Here is an 18,409-nt window from a genome sequence, read left to right on the forward strand (position 1 = left end):
CCAAATAAAAACGGGGCGACCCTCGGCCACCCCGTTCACTGCGTATCGCCTCGGTCAGATAAACGAAAACGCGTCGCCGAACATATGCGCTTCCTGCGCGCCGCGCTCGGCGCAGAAACGCTCACGGGCGATTTTCGCCATCTCGAAACGCCCGGCGATGTAGATGTCGTGCTCCGCCAGCGTACCGAAATCCTGCAACACCGCGCTGAGCACGGTACCACTGCGGCCGCGCCATTCGGCTTCCGGCTGCTCGACCACCGGGATCACCTTCAGATTCGGATGCTGCAACGACAGCGCTTCCAGCTCGCTCAAATCGTACAGGTGCTTCAGCTCACGCCCGCCCCAGTAGATCGAAATGTCGCGATCGGGCTGCTGCTCCAGCGCGGTCAACAAGATTGAACGCGCGTAAGAGAAGCCGGTGCCGCCGGCGATCAGCACCAGCGGACGGCTGCCCTCTTCCCGCAGCCAGGCGTCGCCATGCGGCACGTCAACGGTGATCGCCTGCTCTTTCAGGATGCGATCCATCACCGCCATGGCGTACAGATTCAGCTCCGAAGCACCGATATGCAGCTCGATGTAATCTTGCTGCGTCGGGGTTGATGCCAGCGAGAACGGGCGCTTGTCGCGCTCGTCCATCACCACCATCAGATATTGCCCTGCCTTGAAAGAAAACGGCTGCTCGGGCACCAGACGTACCCGATAAACCGTATCGGTAATGGCCTCTACCGAGGTCACTTTACAGCTCAATATTGTCATGCGTTCCCTCTGTCGGGTCATCAATGCAAAGCTGAGAACAGAGCCTGACGCTACAGCGTCGGTTCCCTGTCACTGAAGATTGCGAGCTCATCCCAGATTTCGTCGACGCGCGCACGTACCTTTTCATCCATCTGAATCGGACGGCCCCATTCGCGATCGGTTTCACCCGGCCATTTATTGGTGGCGTCCAGCCCCATCTTCGAACCCAGACCGGAAACCGGCGAGGCGAAGTCCAGATAGTCGATCGGCGTATTCTCCACCAGAACGGTATCCCTTGCCGGATCCATTCGTGTGGTGATCGCCCAAATCACGTCGTTCCAGTCGCGCGCATTGACGTCGTCATCACAGACGATAACAAATTTGGTGTACATAAACTGCCGCAGGAACGACCAGACGCCCATCATCACGCGTTTAGCATGGCCGGCGTACTGTTTTTTCATGGTCACTACCGCCAGGCGGTACGAGCACCCTTCCGGTGGCAGATAGAAATCGACGATTTCCGGGAACTGTTTTTGCAGGATCGGCACGAACACTTCATTCAGCGCCACGCCCAGGATCGCCGGCTCATCCGGCGGGCGGCCGGTATAGGTCGAGTGGTAGATCGCGTTGCGGCGCTGGGTGATGTGGGTGACGGTGAACACCGGGAACTGGTCGATTTCATTGTAGTAACCGGTGTGGTCGCCGTAGGGGCCTTCCGGCGCCATTTCACCCGGCTCGATATAACCTTCCAGCACGATTTCGGCGCTGGCTGGCACTTCCAGATCGTTGGAAAGACACTTGACCACTTCGGTTTTATTGCCGCGCAGCAGCCCGGCAAAGGCATATTCAGACAGCGTATCCGGCACCGGCGTGACTGCACCGAGGATAGTGGCGGGATCGGCGCCCAGCGCCACCGCAACCGGGAAACGCTCGCCGGGGTGCGCCTGGCACCACTCCTGATAATCCAGCGCGCCGCCGCGATGCGACAGCCAGCGCATGATCACTTTATTCTTGCCCAGCACCTGCTGACGATAGATGCCGAGGTTTTGCCGTTCCTTATGCGGGCCACGGGTCACCGTCAGCCCCCAGGTGATCAGCGGCGCGGCGTCTTCCGGCCAGCAGTGCATCACCGGAATACGGCCCAGATCGACATCCTCACCCTGCCATACCTGCTCCTGACAAGGCGCGGACCCCAGCACCTTGGTCGGCATGTTCAGCACCTGCTTGAACTTCGGCATTTTGTCGAACAGATCGCGGAAGCCTTTCGGCGGCTCCGGCTCTTTGAGGAACGCCAGCAGTTTGCCAACTTCGCGCAGCGCGCTGATGTCTTCCTGCCCCATGCCCATCGCCACGCGATTGGCGGTACCGAACAGGTTGCACAGCACCGGCATGTCGTAGCCTTTCGGGTTTTCAAACAGCAATGCCGGGCCGCCCGCCCGCAGGGTGCGATCGGCAATCTCCGTCATTTCCAGGTAAGGATCGATCGGCTGGCTGATGCGTTTTAGTTCCCCTCTCTTCTCCAGCAACGAGAGGAAATCGCGTAAGTCACGGTATTTCATGCTGATCATTATAACGGCCAGTGGGGAGGGCATTATAAGCCCTCTTCACGGTTGTTGCTGCAATTTTGTTAACGCCGCCCTCTGCGGGGTGGCCCTCAGCCGCAGTTGAACGGCACCAGCGTGGCCAGCGCACGCGTATCCTGGTATTCACGCGTCTCCTCACCGTGGCGGAACACCTTGAAGCCCTGCCCGTTGGCGCTGAAGTAACGCAGCGCATTGCCTTCAACGTGCAGCAGGCTGCCTTCACGCAGCGCCACCACCGATTCGCTCGGGTTGATCGCGCAGAACTCCGCCAGGCGCTCGTCACGGGTTTCGCCCATGTGGCCGCTGATATGCGCGTCGATGTAATGCGGGTTGATCTGCACCGGGAACAGCCCCAGCGCCGGCAGCACCACGCTGCAGCGCACCGGCATGTCATTGGTAGTGCGAATGCTCGGCGTGGCCACGTTGCAACCGGCGCTCCAGCCGACGTAAGGCACTTCACGCTCGCGCACCGCGCGCTGAATGGGCACGATCAGGCCTTGTTCGTGCAGCATTTGGTTCAGCAACCAGGTATTGCCGCCGCTGACCAAAATGCACTCCGCCTGCGCGATCGCCGCCGCCGGCGAAGCGGCGTGGTGGATGCTGGTGACGTCGATGCCCAGCGTTTGCGCCAGCTCCTGCGCACGCTGGTCGTAGTCGTAGCGGATCAGGGCGTAAGGGATAAAGACGGCGGATTTGATGCCGCGACGCGCAATCATCGCCAGCAGTTGGCTTTTGGCATACCCCAGCAGCTCGGCTTCGCCAGACAGCTTGCCGTTGCTCAACAGAAACAGCTCCATTTCTTTCCCCCTCGGTCAAAAACGATGAATAGCGTCACAGCCGGTAGCACAACGCCTTGTCATACTGTGACGGTAACAAATTTTTAGCTCTCTGTTATACCAGCGCCGTATCGAAAAGTGTGTGACCCCTCGCTAATAGCCGCATATTCATAGAGATAGGTGATGTTACACGCTGAAACTTGCATCACTATGTATCCGGAATAGCTTTTGATATGCTTACCGGCTGGCAGAAAGGCATGTGAAATTATGGAATCCTGGTATCTACTTTATTGCAAACGCGGTCAGCTGTTGCGAGCGCAGGAACATCTGGAACGGCAGCAGGTAAACTGCCTCAGCCCGATCATCACGCTGGAAAAGATCGTGCGCGGCAAGCGCATCGCGGTCAGCGAACCCCTGTTTCCCAACTATCTGTTTGTGGAGTTCGACCCGGAGCGCATTCACACCACCACCATCAGCGCCACCCGCGGCGTCAGCCACTTCGTGCGTTTCGGTGCGTTGCCGAGCGTGATCCCGAACAAGGTGATCGATGAGCTGCGCACGCACGCCAGCGAAACCTATGTCGATCCGGAAACCCCGCAGCCGGGGGATACCGTTCTGATCGTTGACGGCGTGTTCGAAGGGCTGCAGGCGATCTACACCGAGCCGGACGGCGAGGCGCGTTCCATGTTGTTGCTGAATCTGATCAACAAACAGGTCAGCCAAAGCATCGACAACCGACAGTTCCAGAAGATGTAATGCAAAAGGCGCCCTCAGGCGCCTTTTTGTTGGCTCACTTTGCGCTTAACGACGCATCGCGTCGTCGTGCAGCCACTGGGCGACACGCTTGGCGAAGTAGGTCAGCACACCGTCGGCGCCGGCGCGTTTGAAGCACATCAACGACTCCATCACCGCAGGTTGCTCCTGCAGCCAGCCGTTCTGAATCGCCGCCATATGCATGGCGTACTCGCCGGACACCTGATAAGCGAAGGTTGGCACGCCGAAGGTATCCTTCACGCGGCGCACAACGTCCAGGTACGGCATGCCCGGTTTCACCATCACCATGTCCGCGCCTTCCTGCAGATCCTGTGCAATCTCCTGCAGCGCTTCATCGCTGTTGGCCGGATCCATCTGATAGGTCTTCTTGTTGCCGCCCTTCAGATTGCCGCTGGAGCCCAGCGCATCGCGGAACGGGCCGTAGTAGCAGGAAGCATACTTGGCGGAATAGGCCATAATCTGGGTATTCACCAGGCCCTGCAATTCCAGACGATCGCGGATCGCCCCGATGCGGCCGTCCATCATGTCGCTCGGCGCCACGATTTCCGCACCCGCTTCGGCATGGGACAGCGCCTGACGCACCAGAATGTCTTTGGTCACATCGTTAATCACATAGCCCTGCTCATCGATGATCCCGTCCTGCCCGTGGGTAGTATAGGGATCGAGCGCTACGTCAGTCAGAATGCCCAGCTCAGGCACCGCGTCTTTCAGCGCACGCACCGTGCGCTGTACCAGCCCTTCCGGGTTATAGGCTTCTTCCGCATGCAGCGATTTCAGGCCCGGTTCGATTACCGGGAACAGGGAGATCACCGGCACGCCGAGTTTGGCGATGGTTTCCGCTTCCTTGACCAGCAGATCGATCGTCATGCGCGATACGCCCGGCATCGAGGCCACTTCTTCCTGGCGATTGCTGCCTTCCATGACAAACACCGGATAAATCAGGTCGTTGACCGTCAGTTGATTCTCGGCGACCAGGCGGCGGCTGAAGTCATGACGGCGCACGCGGCGCATACGGCGACCAGGGAAGGTACCCGGAAATGCATAGCTCATAGTTTTCTCCTAGCTCAAACCAGCCGGAATAGCCGGCGGGCGTTCTCATCGGTTTTTTGCCCCAGCCATTGCGGCTCTTCCTGTCGCCAGACGGCGACCTGATGCACGATATGGGGCAGGAAACAGGGTTCGTTGCGGCGAGATGCGGGTTTAGGCTGTAAATCCCGGGGCAACAAATAAGGGGCGTCAGTTTCCAGCAGCAGACGCTCGGCCGGGATCTGCGACAACAGGGCACGCAATTCCAGGCCGCGCCGCTCGTCGCAGACCCAACCGGTAATCCCGATCGACAGGCCCAGCGACAGGCAGCTTGTTAATTCTTCGGCGGTGCCGGTGAAGCAGTGCACCACGGCCGCGGGCAGTTTATCCAACCACGGCGTCAGTAGCTCGGCAAAACGTGCGTGTGCGTCGCGGCAATGAAGAAACACCGGCAGCGCCAACTCCTCCGCCAGCGCCAGCTGTGCGGTGAACGCCGCTTCCTGCTGCGCGGGCGTCGAGAAGTTGCGGTTGAAATCCAGGCCGCATTCGCCGATCGCCGCCACTTCTGAGCACGCGGCCAGGGCATAAATCTGCTCGGCGGCGTGTTCATCCCAACTGCTGGCGTTATGCGGATGCACGCCGGCAGTGGACCAGCAATAACCCGGATGTTGCTGCGCCAGTTTGGCGGCCTCACGGCTCTCCGGCAGATCGGTGCCGGTGATCAACATCCCCGTCACGCCCGCGGCGCGGGCGCGTTCCACCACCGCCTGGCGGTCTTTGGCGAACTGGCTGCTGGTGAGATTAACGCCGATATCAAACATGGTTTTTTCCAAAGCAAAAGCCGCCCAATGGGCGGCTTCGCAATCAAGATGGATCAGGGGGCTGGGGGTTCGTCACCCTCGTCTTCTTCTTCCGCCTGTGGACGACGTTTTCCAGTATAGAAGCGAGCGAAGAACACCCCCACTTCAAACAGCAGATACATCGGTATCGCCAACAGGGTTTGCGAGAACACGTCCGGTGGCGTGAGCAGCATGCCGACCACAAACGCGCCGACCAACACATACGGCCGTTTCTTCTTCAGATCTTCCGGCGAGGTGACACCACTCCAGCACAGCAGAATGATGGCGACCGGCACTTCGAAGGCGACGCCAAACGCCATAAACAGCGCCATGACGAAATCGAGGTAGTTTTTAATGTCGGTCGCAATGGTCACCCCCATCGGCGCGGTCTTGGCAAAGAAGCCGAAGGCCAGCGGGAACACGATGAAGTAGGCGAAAGCCATACCGAGGTAGAACAGCAGGCTGCTGGACACCAGCAGCGGCATCATCAGGCGGCGTTCATGCTTATACAGCGCCGGCGCGATGAATGCCCACACCTGATACAGAATCATCGGCGCGGAGACGAACACCGAGACGATCATGGTCAGCTTGATCGGCGTAAAGAACGGTGACGCCACGTCGGTGGCGATCATGCTCGCCCCGGCCGGCAGCTGCTTGAGCAGCGGCGCAGAGACCAGCTGGTAGATGTCGTTGGCGAAAAACACCAGCACCACGAACACCGCCAGCACGCAAATAATCGAGTTCAACAGCCGCTTGCGCAGCTCTATCAGATGACTGATAAGGGGTTGGGTATCTTCAACAGCCATGTATTAACGATCGCCACTAGGTTGGTGAGACGCTGGGGTTTTATCCGCAACAGGTTCGACAGGAGCAGGCGCGGTTTCCACCGGCGCTTTAGCCGGTTGCGCCGCCACAGGCGCAGCCGCAACGGTTTCAGGTTCCACTGCCGGTTTTGGCACCGCGGCGGGCGCGCTGGCACTGGTTGCCGCTTCCGCCGGCGTCACGCCGTCGTGCAAGGCTTCCGGATCGATGGCCTGCGGGTTATGAATGGTGTTCGCCAGCTCTTCTTTCTCGCCCCGGTAGGTGCGTTTCAATGATTCCGCCGCGTCTTTCAGCTCATCCATCGACGCCTTCAGCTCCGGCGTCAGGTTCTGCAGGCCGGCCTGTTCCGCTTTTTTCAAGCTGTCCTGCAGCTCCTGCAGCTTCAGTTCCTGAGACAGTTCGTGCTGCACCGAGGCCGCCAGCGAGCGCAGCGCGCGGATCCAGCCCGACACCGTTCTGACCGCGACCGGCAACCGTTCCGGCCCCAGGACAACCAGGCCGATCACCAGCACCAACAGCAGCTCACTAAACCCAATGTCAAACACGGTTTATACCTGCTCTTTGTTCTTCGACTCTTCCGGTTTCACTTCCGGCTGCTTATCGGTAATAGGCTTGGCCGAGAAGTCAGCGTCATCCAGGCTGCTTTTCTCAGCCGTGTTGGGGGTCGACGGCGTGTCGTCGCCGATCGCCTTCTTGAAGCCCTTGATCGAGGCACCGAGATCGGAGCCCAGCGTGCGCAGTTTTTTGGTACCGAACAGCAGCACCACGATCACTGCGATGATCAACAATTGCGTAATACTAATACCGCCCATTTTAATTACCTCTAATTTTAAAGGGTCTTTCAAAGACAGCCCGCATTATAGGGCCGACTTTACCAGAGTGACGAATTAAATCAGGTGGTTCGCTTCCAGCCAATCACCCAGCATACGATGCCGGCGGCCATCATCCAGGCGGGAAACACCTCGACTTGCCCCAGCAGCAGCAGCGTGCCGCTTACCAAGAGTGTAGCGCCAACGCCGAACAAATAACGTGACTGCCCCTGACGAACCCGCTGAGCCTGCATTTGGTTGGTCAGCTTATCAACGCTTTGTTGCAACAGTTTATGCTGCTGCAGGCTGTCGTAAAACAGCTCGGGCAGTTCGGGCAGCTTCTCCGCCCAGAACGGCGCTTTCTCTTTCAGCGCGCGCACCACGGCAGGAATGCCGACCTGATCGCGCAGCCAGCTCTCGAGGAACGGCTTGGCGGTGGTCCACAGATCCAGCTGCGGGTAGAGCTGACGCCCCAGCCCTTCAACATACAGCAAGGTCTTCTGCAATAACACCAGCTGCGGCTGCACTTCCATATTGAAGCGGCGTGCGGTGTTGAACAGGTTGAGCAGCACGTTGCCGAAGGAAATCTCCGCCAGCGGCTTCTCGAAAATCGGCTCGCACACGGTGCGGATAGCGAATTCGAAGTCTTCCACATTGGTGTCGCGCGGCACCCAACCGGAGTCGACGTGCAGTTCCGCCACCTTGCGGTAATCGCGGTTGAAGAAGGCGATGAAGTTTTCCGCCAGGTAGCGTTTATCATCCTTGTTCAGCGAGCCGACGATGCCGCAGTCGATGCCGATGTAGCAAGGATCTTCCGGATGTTCGTAGCTGACGAAAATATTACCGGGATGCATGTCCGCATGGAAGAAGCTGTCGCGGAATACCTGGGTAAAGAACACCTGAACACCGCGTTCCGCCAACAGTTTCATGTTGGTGCCCTGCTGCTCCAGCGTGGCGATGTCCGAGACTGGAATGCCGTAGATGCGCTCCATCACCAATACGCTTTCACGGCAGTAGTCGGAATAAACTTCCGGTACGTACAGCATCGGGCTGCCGTCGAAATTGCGGCGCAGCTGAATGGCGTTGGCCGCTTCGCGCAGCAGGTTCAGTTCGTCCAGCAGGGTTTTCTCGTACTCGCGCACCACTTCGCGCGGGCGCAAACGGCGGCCGTCCGGCAACAGCTTCGGCACCCAGCCGGCCAACCGGTACATCAGGCGCACGTCGGCCTTGATGATCGGCCCGATATCCGGCCGGATCACCTTCAGCACCACTTCCTGGCCGGTGGTTTTGAGCCGCGCGGTATGCACCTGCGCGATCGAGGCAGAGGCCAGCGGCTGCTGATCGAAATCGTCGAACCAGGTTTCCAGTGGGCCACCCATCGCCAGCTCGATATGCTTACGTGCCAGCGCACCGTCGAAAGGCGCTACCCGATCCTGCAGCAGCGTCAGCTGATCGGCAATCTGCGGCGGAAACAGATCGCGGCGGGTCGACATCATCTGGCCAAACTTGATCCAGACCGGCCCCAGTTCCTGCAGCGCCAGCCGCAGGCGTTCGCCCAACGGTTTGTCCTTATGCCGATTCGGCATCCAGAACAGCAGCCGGCGGCCAAAGCGCAGCGGCAGCGTCAAACGCATTGTCGGGATCAGCTCGTCCAATCCATAGCTGAGAAAAACGCGGACGATAAAATACAAACGACGCAGTTCGCCTGGGGTCATCGCTTGCCCTCCAACTGATCCATGCGAGCAATCAGCGCTTCCGCGCTGCGGGCGAGTGCATCAACTTCTTCATTGAACCACACCACTTCCAGCGGCCCCGGCGCCAGGCGCCACTCTTCCGTCAGCGCCTCCGCCACGTCCTGCTGCCGGCGCATAAAACTGCTTTTCAACAGCGAGGCGCCTTTTCCCAGCGCCTGCGTAATGCCCTGGGCGGCGATATCGCCGATATAGGGCGCCAGCCATTCCGCCGGATCCCACTCCGCCAGATCGAGCAAACCAACCAGCTGTTGCACCACCTGAATATCGCCTTCCACCGTCAATTCGCCGCTGCGCATCAGCACCGGCAACTGCTGGCGATCGCGCAGCTTCAGTAAGGCGGGAATGCGGCTGCGCACGGTGCAATCGGCGCTGTCTTCAGACTGCCCCAGCACGTCCACACGCAGTTCGCTGAACACCAGTACCAGCGGTGAAGCCAGTTCTTCCAGTTCGATGCGCAGCACCTTGCCCGCCAGGCGTTGGCGAGCAGCTTTCATGCTGCGATCGCGAAACAGCAGGTTATTCAGCGAGGTTTCCAGCGCACCGGTCAGCAGAGGGGTAAACAGCATCGGCATCTCCCTCTCAGAACTTGAAGCCGCGATGCAGGGCGACAATCCCACCGGTCAGGTTGAAATAGGTGACGTTTTCAAAACCGGCGTTGCCCATCATGCCTTTCAGGGTTTCCTGATCGGGGTGCATACGGATCGATTCCGCCAGGTAGCGGTAGCTGTCAGGATCTTTCACCACCAGCTCGCCGATCTTCGGCAACACGTGGAAGGAGTAGGCGTCGTAAGCCTTGCTCAGCGGTGCCAGCAGCGGCTTGGAGAATTCCAGCACCAGCAGGCGGCCGCCCGGCTTCAGCACGCGGAACATCGAGCGCAGCGCTTTGTCTTTGTCGGTGACGTTGCGCAGGCCAAAGGAGATGGTGATGCAATCGAAGTAGTTATCCGGGAACGGCAGCGCTTCAGCGTTGGCCTGCACGTAATTGATGTTGCCGACGATGCCGCGATCGCGCAGCTTCTCGCGCCCCATCTTCAGCATCGAATCGTTGATGTCCGCCAGCACCACCTGCCCCTGCTCGCCAACCATGCGGGAGAACTTGGCCGCCAGGTCGCCGGTGCCGCCGGCCAGATCCAGCACGCGCTGCCCACGGCGCACGCCGCTGCAGTCAATGGTGAAACGCTTCCAGATACGGTGGATGCCGAACGACATCAGGTCGTTCATCACGTCATACTTTGCCGCTACCGAATGAAAAACGTCCGCCACCATGGCCTGTTTTTCGTCTCTAGCGACGGTGCGAAAACCGAAATCGGTGGTTTCCTGCGGTTGATCTGCCATTGTCCTGCCTGCTATTCAGTCAATTTTGTGTGGATGAGTGTACCAGAAGCCTGGGGAATACCCCACCTCGCCACAGCCTCAGCCGTGCGAAACGAAGCCCGGTTCCCCGGCGGTATCGTCATCGTCTTTCGTCTGCGGCAGCGCGGCGACATCATCGTCGTTCGCCTCTTCCGCGTCATCGTGTTGCGCGCCGGCTTGCTGCGCCAGCAGCGGGTTGATCGGCCGTTTGACCTCAACCCCCAGCGCGCGGAAACCTTCAATTTGGCCGATAAGATTACCACGGCCTTCGCTCAGTTTGTTCATCGCCTGACGATAACTGCCCTGCGCCTTGTCCAGGCTCTGCCCCAGCGCGGACATATCGTCCACGAACAGCCGCATCTTGTCATACAGTTTCGCCGCGCGATCGGCGATGCGCTGGGCATTTTGGCTCTGATGCTCATAGCGCCACAGATTGGTGATGGTACGCAGTGCCACCAGCAACGTGGTCGGGCTGACCAGCATGATGTTGTGCTTAAGCGCTTCGCTGATCAGCTCCGGCTCGCGATCGATAGCCAGCAGGAAGGCAGGCTCGACCGGAATGAACATCAGCACATAGTCCAGCGAGCGCAGCCCCGGCAGCTGCTGATAGTCCTTGCGGCCCAGCATGCGAATGTGGCCGCGCAGCGAGGCGATATGTTCGCTCAGCGCCGCTTCGCGCTCCACCTCGTCTTCACTGTTGAAATAGCGCTCGTAGGCGATCAGCGACATCTTCGCGTCAATCACCACATCCTTGCCCTGCGGCAGGCGCACGATCACATCGGGCTGCATGCGGCTCTGGTGATCCACCCGCACGTTGACCTGCGTTTCATACTCGTGCCCTTCGCGCAGGCCAGAGGCCTCCAGTACCCGGCTCAGCACCACCTCACCCCAGTTGCCCTGCGTTTTGTTGTCGCCTTTCAGCGCCTTGGTGAGGTTAATGGCCTCGCGCGCCATCTGCGCGTTCAACTGCTGTAGATTACGTATCTCGTGCGTCAGCGTGTGGCGCTCCCGCGCTTCCTGGCCAAAGCTGTCCTGAACCTGGCGGCGGAAACCGTCCAGCTGTTCGCGCAGCGGCAGCAGTAAACGATCCAAGCTTTGCTTATTTTGCTCGTCCACCTTGCGGCCGCTGTGTTCAAAAATGCGGTTGGCGAGATTTTCAAACTGGGTGGTGAGGCGCTGTTCGCTGTTGATCAGCAGGCGTTGCTTCTCCTCCGCCGCCATACGCGTCTCTTCCAGACGGATGGTGACTTCGCGCAGCTCGGCCTCCTGCGCGCTGTTAACCTCGCGCTGGGCGCGCAGCTCCTGGTTAAGCAGCTCGCATTCGTTGCGCCAATGATTGAGCTGTTGCAGCTTTTCATGCCCGGCCGCCAGCTGGCTGTGCAGGTTACGCAGCTCCAGCTCGCTCTGCCGCAGCTGCTGCTCGTGGCGCTGCAGAGTCTCCTGCCGCGCGGCCGTTTCCTGCTGCGCCTGCTGCAACGCTTGCTCCAGCAACCGCAGCTCGGTTTCATGTTGCGCATTCGTCTGCTGCACCCGCAGACTGGCGATCAGCCACCCCAACAGCATGCCGATCGCTACGCCGCCAATCCCATAAATCAGACTGGTATCCACCCTGCCTCCTGTTGCACCTTGCCGTTCCGGCGTTTCGCACGCCCATTGCCCGTCACGTTAAGGGGAGGCTGTATGGATGTCCAGCCTGATTTTGCCCGCCGCGCACAATATTGCGCGGCGCTGCGCAATTTAGCGAGAAATCAGCCCAGCCACTGGCTGAGCCACTTGATGCCGAACGCCCCCGGCGCCAGAATGCCGAACGCCCAGATCATCGCCGACGTGACGTTGGCCAGTTGGAAATAGCGCTGCGGCATGCCGCAAATGCCGCCCACCAGCGGCACCACGGCGCGCAGCGGGCCGAAAAAGCGGCCGATGAAAATGCCCAGCGCGCCCCAGCGCTCAAAGAAGGCATGGCCGCGCGCCAGCAGCTGCGGATTGCGCGACAGCGGCCACATATGGGCCACGCGATCCTGATAGTGATAGCCGATCCAGTAAGAGAGCCAGTCGCCGAAAAACGCCCCGGCGGCGGCGGCGGCCCAAATCGGCCAAAAGGCGATGCCGCTTTCGCCGATCAGCGCGCCCAGCGCCAGCAGGATCACCGTGGCCGGCAGCAGCAGCGACAAAAACGCCAGCGACTCGCCGAACGCCAGGAAGAAGATGATGGGAATGGCCCAGCCTTCGTGCTGACGCACGACGTCGCTGACCCAGTTGATAACGTCATTGAGGCTCAATGCAGGGCTCCTGATACGCGATGGTTCGCCGCCTAGGATAGGCCGGGGCGAGTTAAACCCCGGCTAAACACGCGGCAATTTACTCGAGGTAGAACGCCTGCAGTGCTTCGCGCTGAGCCGCGCCCAGGCCGTATTCCGCTTCCAGCCAGCGGTCAGTGGAGCCGTATTGCCGGCGGATACAGCCCAACGCCGTCATCAGGAACTCCTCGCGCGCGCTGAGCACGTAGGCGAATTGCTCCAGCGCCGCTGCATTCAGCTTGATAGACAGCTGATCCAGCATCTGCTCGCGGAAAGTGGCCAGCGTGGTTTCGGTCAGCAGATAGTCTTCCAGTACCGTCGCTTCGTCGGCGCCCAGCGCGAACAGCACCAGCGCCGAACCGACCCCGGTGCGATCCTTGCCGACCGCGCAGTGCTGCACGATCGCGCCGCCGCCAGGGTTGCTCAACAGCTGCGCCAGCCGCTGATAGGCCGCATTGCCAAACGGCAGGCGGCGATACAGCTCCAGCATGAACGCCCGGGCGTCGAAAGCGGCCAGCGTTTCGTTGGTGAGCTTTTCCAGGTTGGCGTTAACTTCGCTGCTCAGCGGGTTGGCCGGCACGTGATGATAATCGGCGCCATTCCACAGAATATCTGGTTTTGCCTGCACTTCGTCGGCATCGCGGTAGTCCAGCACCGAACGCACCGGCACCCCGGCGAGGAAAGTGCAGTCGCTTTCCGTCAGCCGTTCGAGAGAACCGGAGCGGAACAGCAGGCCGCGTTTGATGCGGCGCCCGTCGGCCATGCCATTGCCACCGAAGTCGCGGAAATTGATGCCACCGTCGAGCGGCGCAAGCGAAGGATGAAGCAGGATCTGGGCGGTCATAAACGTCCTCGTTGTTTTTGTTATGACAACGCGCGGCGGCCATCGGCGCAGCGCTGAGGAGTATCACCGTAACAGATTCGTCGCGAATGGAAAAACGGGCCGCGTCGGCGGCCCGTTCAGTTCGTTGACAAAGGAGGAAAAAACGTGGTTTTTCCTCCTTTGTGGCCATCAGCCGAAAATCAATAAATTGATTTTCCCTGTTTGTTATCCGCTGCTCTTTGCAAACCCTGCAATGGCATGAAGTTTGTCATCAACCTCAACGGGCCGCGTCGGCGGCCCGTTGAGGGAAGGCGATTACAGCAGGCGGCGGGCGGCGTCCACTACGATCTGCACCGCTTTGCTTTCGGTGTTTTTCATGGTCTCGGCGTTCGGGATCTCTTGCTGGGTACGGTTGACGATCACCCCGGCCACCATACCGGCACGCAGGCCCTGGCTGGCGCACATGGTCAGCAGCGTCGCGGATTCCATTTCATAGTTCATCACGCCCATCGCCTGCCATTCTTCCATCGAGCCTTTGAAACGGCTAACGACGCGGCCAGAGTAGGTATCGTAACGTTCCTGGCCCGGATAGAAGGTATCGGAAGACGCGGTCACGCCAATGTGCGTGGTGGCGCCGCTGGCCTTGGCCGCTTCCACCAGCGCAGTGGTGCAGGCGAAGTCTGCGACCGCCGGGAACTCCATCGGCGCAAAGTGCAGGCTGGCGCCGTCGAGACGTACCGCCGCCGTGGTGACCAGCACGTCGCCGACGTTGATATTGGCCTGAATGGCACCGGTGGTGCCGATGCGCAGGAAGGTGCGAATGCCCAGCTGCGCCAGCTCTTCCACCGCGATAGAGGTAGACGGGCCGCCGATACCGGTGGAGCAGACGATCACCGCCTTGCCGTCCAGCTCTGCGCGCCAGGTAGTGAATTCACGATGGGAGGCCAGATGCACCGGATTTTCCATCAGCTTGGCAATCTTCTCTACGCGCTGCGGATCGCCCGGCACGATGGCAAGCTGGGCCCCTTGTAAATCGTTCTTGGTGAGGCCGAGATGAAAAACGTCAGACTGAGACATACGAGACTCCTCATGGATCATGTTTATTGGGAGGAACAAAAAAGCACTCTACTGAAAATCGTCGTTTAATTTCGTGACGATAGTCACTATGAAAAGAGAAACAAATTACATGCTACATATTTTTTGTGAATTTAGTCACAAAAAACCCATTAATGGCCCTCTGTGCACCGCTGAACCTCAGTCTAGCCGACAAATCTTGCTGTCTCTCTGCCGATTGGTTACTCGTTGAAACTATCTAGCTCATCAATCCGAAATACCCCCATCTTATCGGTTGCTTAGGGACAAAAAAGCCCTCTAACGCACCTTATGGCACTTACGCGGGTCAAAACGCGTAATAACATGATAAAAAGCGCTTAAAAATGCCGCAAAGCCAGATAATTAGCCGTTTTTTATCGACTTGTCCGAAAGTGCGCCACGCAGCGCCAATAATGGGTAATCTTTCCTATAGTTAATCTCAGCGCTTTTTTCTATTGCACGGAGACCGCAATGAAAACCGAACATGTGATGACATTAGAACAGGCTCAGGGGGGATTCGCCCCGGCCGCCGCGCCGTTGGCCGCCTCCGCGATTATCACCGACGAACAGGGCATTCACGCCGGGCAAACGACCATCCCTTCTCAGGGCGACGCGCTGCCGGCCTACGTCGCCAAACCCGCCGACCATAACGGCCCTTTCCCCATCGTGCTGGTGGTGCAGGAAATCTTCGGCGTCCATGAGCACATTCAGGATCTGTGCCGCCGCCTGGCCAAGCAGGGCTATTTGGCGATCGCGCCCGAGCTCTATTTCCGCCAGGGCGACGCCAACGACTACACCGATATCGGCGAGCTGTTCCAGCAGTTGGTGACCAAGGTGCCGGATCGTCAGGTGCTGTCGGATCTGGATCACGCCGCGCACTGGGCTATCCGCCACGGCGGCGACGCCGGCAAGCTGGCGATCACCGGTTTCTGCTGGGGCGGCCGCATTACCTGGCTGTACGCGGCGCACAACCCGCAGTTGAAGGCGGCGGTCGCCTGGTACGGCAAACTGGTCGGCGAGAAAACGCTGAACTCACCGAAGCATCCGGTCGATGTCGCCACCCACCTGTCAACGCCGGTGCTGGGGCTGTATGGCGGGCAGGACAGCGGCATTCCGCTGGAGACGGTGGAAACCATGCGCCAGGCGATCCGCGCCGCCAACGCCGAGGCCGAAATCGTGGTATACCCCGAGGTCGGGCATGCGTTCAACGCCGACTATCGCCCCAGCTACAACGCCGAAGCGGCGGAGGACGGCTGGCAGCGCATGCTGGCGTGGTTCGCCCAGCACGGCGTCAAATAATTTCCCTCGCATAAAAAAGGGCGCCGAAGCGCCCAATCATCACACCAGTAAATCTATAAGCGGCGGTTTATCCGCCGCACGGCATCACGCGTGCTCGCGCAGGCGCTGCGCCGCCAATACCATGTTGGCCAGCGACTGTCGGGTTTCCGGCCAGCCGCGGGTTTTCAGGCCGCAATCCGGGTTAACCCACAGGCGTTCCGCCGGGATGTTCTGCGCCGCTTTACGCAGCAGCGCTTCAATCCATTCCACGCTCGGCACGTTCGGCGAGTGGATATCGTAGACGCCCGGCCCGATTTCGTTCGGGTATTCGAACTCTTTGAAGGCTTCCAGCAGATCCATATCGGAACGCGAGGTCTCGATGGTGATCACGTCGGCGTCCAGCGCGGCGATGGAGTCCATGATGTCGTTGAACTCGCAGTAACACATGTGGGTGTGGATCTGGGTGTCGTCCCGCGCCACGGCGGCGTTCAGTTTGAAGGCGTCCACCGCCCAGTTCAGGTACGCGGCCCAGTCGGATTGGCGCAGCGGCAGCCCTTCGCGCAGGGCGGGTTCGTCGATCTGGATGATGCCGATACCGGCTTTTTCCAGATCTTCCACCTCGTCGCGCAGCGCCAGCGCAATCTGCTTGGCAATCACTTCGCGGGTCACGTCTTCACGCGGGAACGACCAGCACAGGATGGTCACCGGCCCGGTCAGCATGCCTTTCACCGGTTTGTCGGTCAGCGACTGGGCAAATTTGGCCCATTCGACGGTAATGGCTTCCGGGCGGCTGACGTCACCGATGATGACCGGCGGCTTCACGCAGCGGGAGCCGTAGCTCTGCACCCAGCCGTTCTGGGTAAACACGAAGCCGTCGAGGTTCTCGCCGAAATACTCCACCATGTCGTTGCGCTCAGCTTCACCGTGCACCAGTACGTCAAGCCCGAGACGCTCCTGCTCGACGATCGCCTGTTTGATATGCTCACCGATGCTGGTGCGGTAGTTGTTGCCGTCTAAACGGCCCTGTTTGAAGTCCAGACGCAGGCCGCGGATCTCGGTGGTCTGCGGGAATGAACCGATGGTGGTGGTCGGCCAGGCCGGCAGGTTGAAACGCTCGCGCTGCGCCCTGGCGCGCTCGGCGTAAGCGCTGTGGCGTTCGCTGTCCTGCGCGGTGATCGCGGCCAGCCGGCGCTCAACCTGTGAGTTATGCACGCGGCTCGACTGACGGCGGGCGCGGATCGGTGCGCTGTAGGCGTCCAGTTCAGCCTGTTTCGTCGCGTCAGGCGCGTTCAGCGCCGAGCTTAATAGCGCCAGCTCGGCGCATTTTTGCAGCGCGAAGGCGAACCAGCTTTTCACTTCTTCGTCCAGACGGCTTTCCACGCTCAGGTCGATCGGGCTGTGCAGCAGTGAACAGGAGCTGCCGATCCACAGTGGGCGGGTGCCCACCAGCGGCTGAAGACGTTCGAACCAGCGGCTCAGATCGGCGCGCCAAACGTTGCGGCCGTTGATCACCCCCAGCGACAGCAGCCAATCTTGCGGCAATGCGGCGCTCAGCGCGGCGATATCGTCATGACCGGCGACCAGATCGACATGCAGACCCTGCACCGGCAGCGTGCGGACGGTATCGAGGTTGTGGCCGACGCTATCGAAATACGTGGTCAGCAGCAGCTTCACCTGCCCCTGCAGCGCGTCGTAAGCCGGTTTGAACGCATCCAGCCAGGCTTGCGGCAGCTCCAGCACCAGCGCAGGCTCGTCAATTTGCACCCACTCGACGCCGCGTTTCGCCAGCTCGGCCAGTACCTGTTGGTAAACCGGCAGAATCTCTTTCAGCAGCGACAGGCGATCGAACGGCTCGCCCTTCACCTTACCCAGCCACAAATAGGTCACCGGGCCCAGCAGCACCGGTTTGATGCGATGGCCGAGCGCCAGCGCTTCGTCCACTTCGTCCAGCAGCTGAGTCCAGCCCAGCTTGAACTGCTGGCCTTGCTGGAATTCGGGCACCATGTAGTGGTAGTTGGTGTTGAACCATTTGGTCATTTCCGCCGCGGCCGCCGGCTCGCCGGTCGGTGCGCGGCCACGGCCGATGCGGAACAGCGTGTCCAGATCGATCGCGCCATCCGCATTCTGATGGCGCGCCGGCACGTTGCCCAGCAGCAGGCTGGTGGTCAACACATGATCGTACCAGGCGAAATCGCCGACCGGCACCAAATCCACCCCGGCCTGCTGTTGCTGCTGCCAATGACGAGCACGCAGCTCGCGGCCAACCGCCAACAGCTCTTCCTGCGTTGAGTTGCCGGCCCAGTAGCTTTCCTGAGCTTTTTTCAGCTCACGTCGTAGCCCAACGCGAGGAAAACCCAGTGTGTGATTCAAAATTGCCATCGTCATATTCCCCATTTAGCCGTCCAGATGTTTACACATCCATAATCAGCAGGTACTGTATTAACCACA

The 18,409-nt window shown here is 60.0% G+C and carries 18 protein-coding genes; 2 read left to right on the plus strand and 16 right to left on the minus strand.

Translation table 11 applies throughout. From position 1 onward, the window contains the following. Positions 1-54: 54 nt before the first annotated feature. The 3 genes from fre to pepE form a co-directional block, all read right to left on the minus strand. A complete protein-coding gene (fre, locus tag FHU12_RS21120; RefSeq protein ID WP_048795490.1) occupies positions 55-756 on the minus strand; it encodes an NAD(P)H-flavin reductase in 702 nt (233 codons plus the stop codon). Between the two features lie 50 nt (positions 757-806). Continuing rightward, on the minus strand, positions 807-2,303 hold the full coding sequence (ubiD, locus tag FHU12_RS21125; protein WP_025304926.1) for a 4-hydroxy-3-polyprenylbenzoate decarboxylase: 1,497 nt from the start codon (positions 2,301-2,303) through the stop codon (positions 807-809). Between the two features lie 86 nt (positions 2,304-2,389). Then, positions 2,390-3,115, minus strand: coding sequence for a dipeptidase PepE (gene pepE / locus FHU12_RS21130; protein ID WP_141971621.1), 726 nt, complete (start codon positions 3,113-3,115; stop codon positions 2,390-2,392). Between the two features lie 246 nt (positions 3,116-3,361). On the opposite strand from pepE, the gene rfaH reads away from it, so the two are divergent. Then, positions 3,362-3,850, plus strand: a complete 489-nt coding sequence (gene rfaH, locus FHU12_RS21135) for a transcription/translation regulatory transformer protein RfaH (RefSeq protein WP_039568044.1) — start codon at positions 3,362-3,364, stop codon at positions 3,848-3,850. 45 nt (positions 3,851-3,895) lie between these two features. On the opposite strand, the gene hemB is transcribed toward rfaH, so the two are convergent. The 12 genes from hemB to udp form a co-directional block, all read right to left on the minus strand. After that, positions 3,896-4,918: a porphobilinogen synthase gene (gene hemB / locus FHU12_RS21140; RefSeq protein ID WP_141971623.1), complete on the minus strand. Its 1,023-nt coding sequence runs from the start codon at positions 4,916-4,918 to the stop codon at positions 3,896-3,898. Between the two features lie 14 nt (positions 4,919-4,932). After that, positions 4,933-5,715, minus strand: a complete 783-nt coding sequence (gene tatD / locus FHU12_RS21145) for a 3'-5' ssDNA/RNA exonuclease TatD (protein WP_141971625.1) — start codon at positions 5,713-5,715, stop codon at positions 4,933-4,935. 53 nt (positions 5,716-5,768) lie between these two features. Then, the gene (gene tatC, locus FHU12_RS21150) at positions 5,769-6,539 is read right to left on the minus strand and encodes a Sec-independent protein translocase subunit TatC (RefSeq protein WP_004934456.1); all 771 of its coding nucleotides are present in this window, start codon (positions 6,537-6,539) and stop codon (positions 5,769-5,771) included. Positions 6,540-6,542: 3 nt separating this feature from the next. Then, positions 6,543-7,100 (minus strand): Sec-independent protein translocase protein TatB, encoded by a 558-nt coding sequence (gene tatB, locus FHU12_RS21155; protein ID WP_141971627.1) that lies wholly within the window; start codon positions 7,098-7,100, stop codon positions 6,543-6,545. Between the two features lie 3 nt (positions 7,101-7,103). Beyond that, positions 7,104-7,367: a Sec-independent protein translocase subunit TatA gene (tatA, locus tag FHU12_RS21160; protein WP_004934452.1), complete on the minus strand. Its 264-nt coding sequence runs from the start codon at positions 7,365-7,367 to the stop codon at positions 7,104-7,106. Between the two features lie 80 nt (positions 7,368-7,447). Continuing rightward, complete coding sequence (gene ubiB, locus FHU12_RS21165; protein WP_141971629.1) at positions 7,448-9,079, minus strand: ubiquinone biosynthesis regulatory protein kinase UbiB; 1,632 nt, start codon at positions 9,077-9,079, stop codon at positions 7,448-7,450. Beyond that, the gene (gene ubiJ, locus FHU12_RS21170) at positions 9,076-9,684 is read right to left on the minus strand and encodes a ubiquinone biosynthesis protein UbiJ (RefSeq protein ID WP_141971631.1); all 609 of its coding nucleotides are present in this window, start codon (positions 9,682-9,684) and stop codon (positions 9,076-9,078) included. The genes ubiB and ubiJ overlap by 4 nt, the downstream gene beginning before the upstream one ends. A 13-nt stretch (positions 9,685-9,697) precedes the next feature. After that, the gene (gene ubiE, locus FHU12_RS21175) at positions 9,698-10,453 is read right to left on the minus strand and encodes a bifunctional demethylmenaquinone methyltransferase/2-methoxy-6-polyprenyl-1,4-benzoquinol methylase UbiE (protein WP_025304918.1); all 756 of its coding nucleotides are present in this window, start codon (positions 10,451-10,453) and stop codon (positions 9,698-9,700) included. Positions 10,454-10,531: 78 nt separating this feature from the next. Further along, complete coding sequence (rmuC, locus tag FHU12_RS21180; protein WP_141971633.1) at positions 10,532-12,079, minus strand: DNA recombination protein RmuC; 1,548 nt, start codon at positions 12,077-12,079, stop codon at positions 10,532-10,534. A 140-nt stretch (positions 12,080-12,219) separates the two neighbouring features. Continuing rightward, positions 12,220-12,750, minus strand: coding sequence for a DedA family protein (locus tag FHU12_RS21185; RefSeq protein WP_141971635.1), 531 nt, complete (start codon positions 12,748-12,750; stop codon positions 12,220-12,222). A gap of 79 nt (positions 12,751-12,829) precedes the next feature. Continuing rightward, a complete protein-coding gene (locus FHU12_RS21190) occupies positions 12,830-13,612 on the minus strand; it encodes a tyrosine-protein phosphatase (RefSeq protein WP_141971637.1) in 783 nt (260 codons plus the stop codon). A 294-nt stretch (positions 13,613-13,906) separates the two neighbouring features. After that, positions 13,907-14,668, minus strand: a complete 762-nt coding sequence (udp, locus tag FHU12_RS21200; RefSeq protein ID WP_004934432.1) for a uridine phosphorylase — start codon at positions 14,666-14,668, stop codon at positions 13,907-13,909. 486 nt (positions 14,669-15,154) lie between these two features. Between udp and FHU12_RS21205 the strand changes: the two genes are divergently transcribed. Continuing rightward, entirely contained in the window at positions 15,155-15,982 is an 828-nt protein-coding gene (locus tag FHU12_RS21205; protein ID WP_060434760.1) for a dienelactone hydrolase family protein, read from the plus strand. A gap of 84 nt (positions 15,983-16,066) precedes the next feature. Here FHU12_RS21205 and metE read toward each other — a convergent pair whose 3' ends face one another. Next, positions 16,067-18,355 (minus strand): 5-methyltetrahydropteroyltriglutamate--homocysteine S-methyltransferase, encoded by a 2,289-nt coding sequence (metE, locus tag FHU12_RS21210; RefSeq protein ID WP_185742337.1) that lies wholly within the window; start codon positions 18,353-18,355, stop codon positions 16,067-16,069. Positions 18,356-18,409: the final 54 nt, after the last annotated feature.

The organism is Serratia marcescens (assembly GCF_006715005.1).
Classification (GTDB): Bacteria; Pseudomonadota; Gammaproteobacteria; order Enterobacterales; family Enterobacteriaceae; genus Serratia; species Serratia montpellierensis.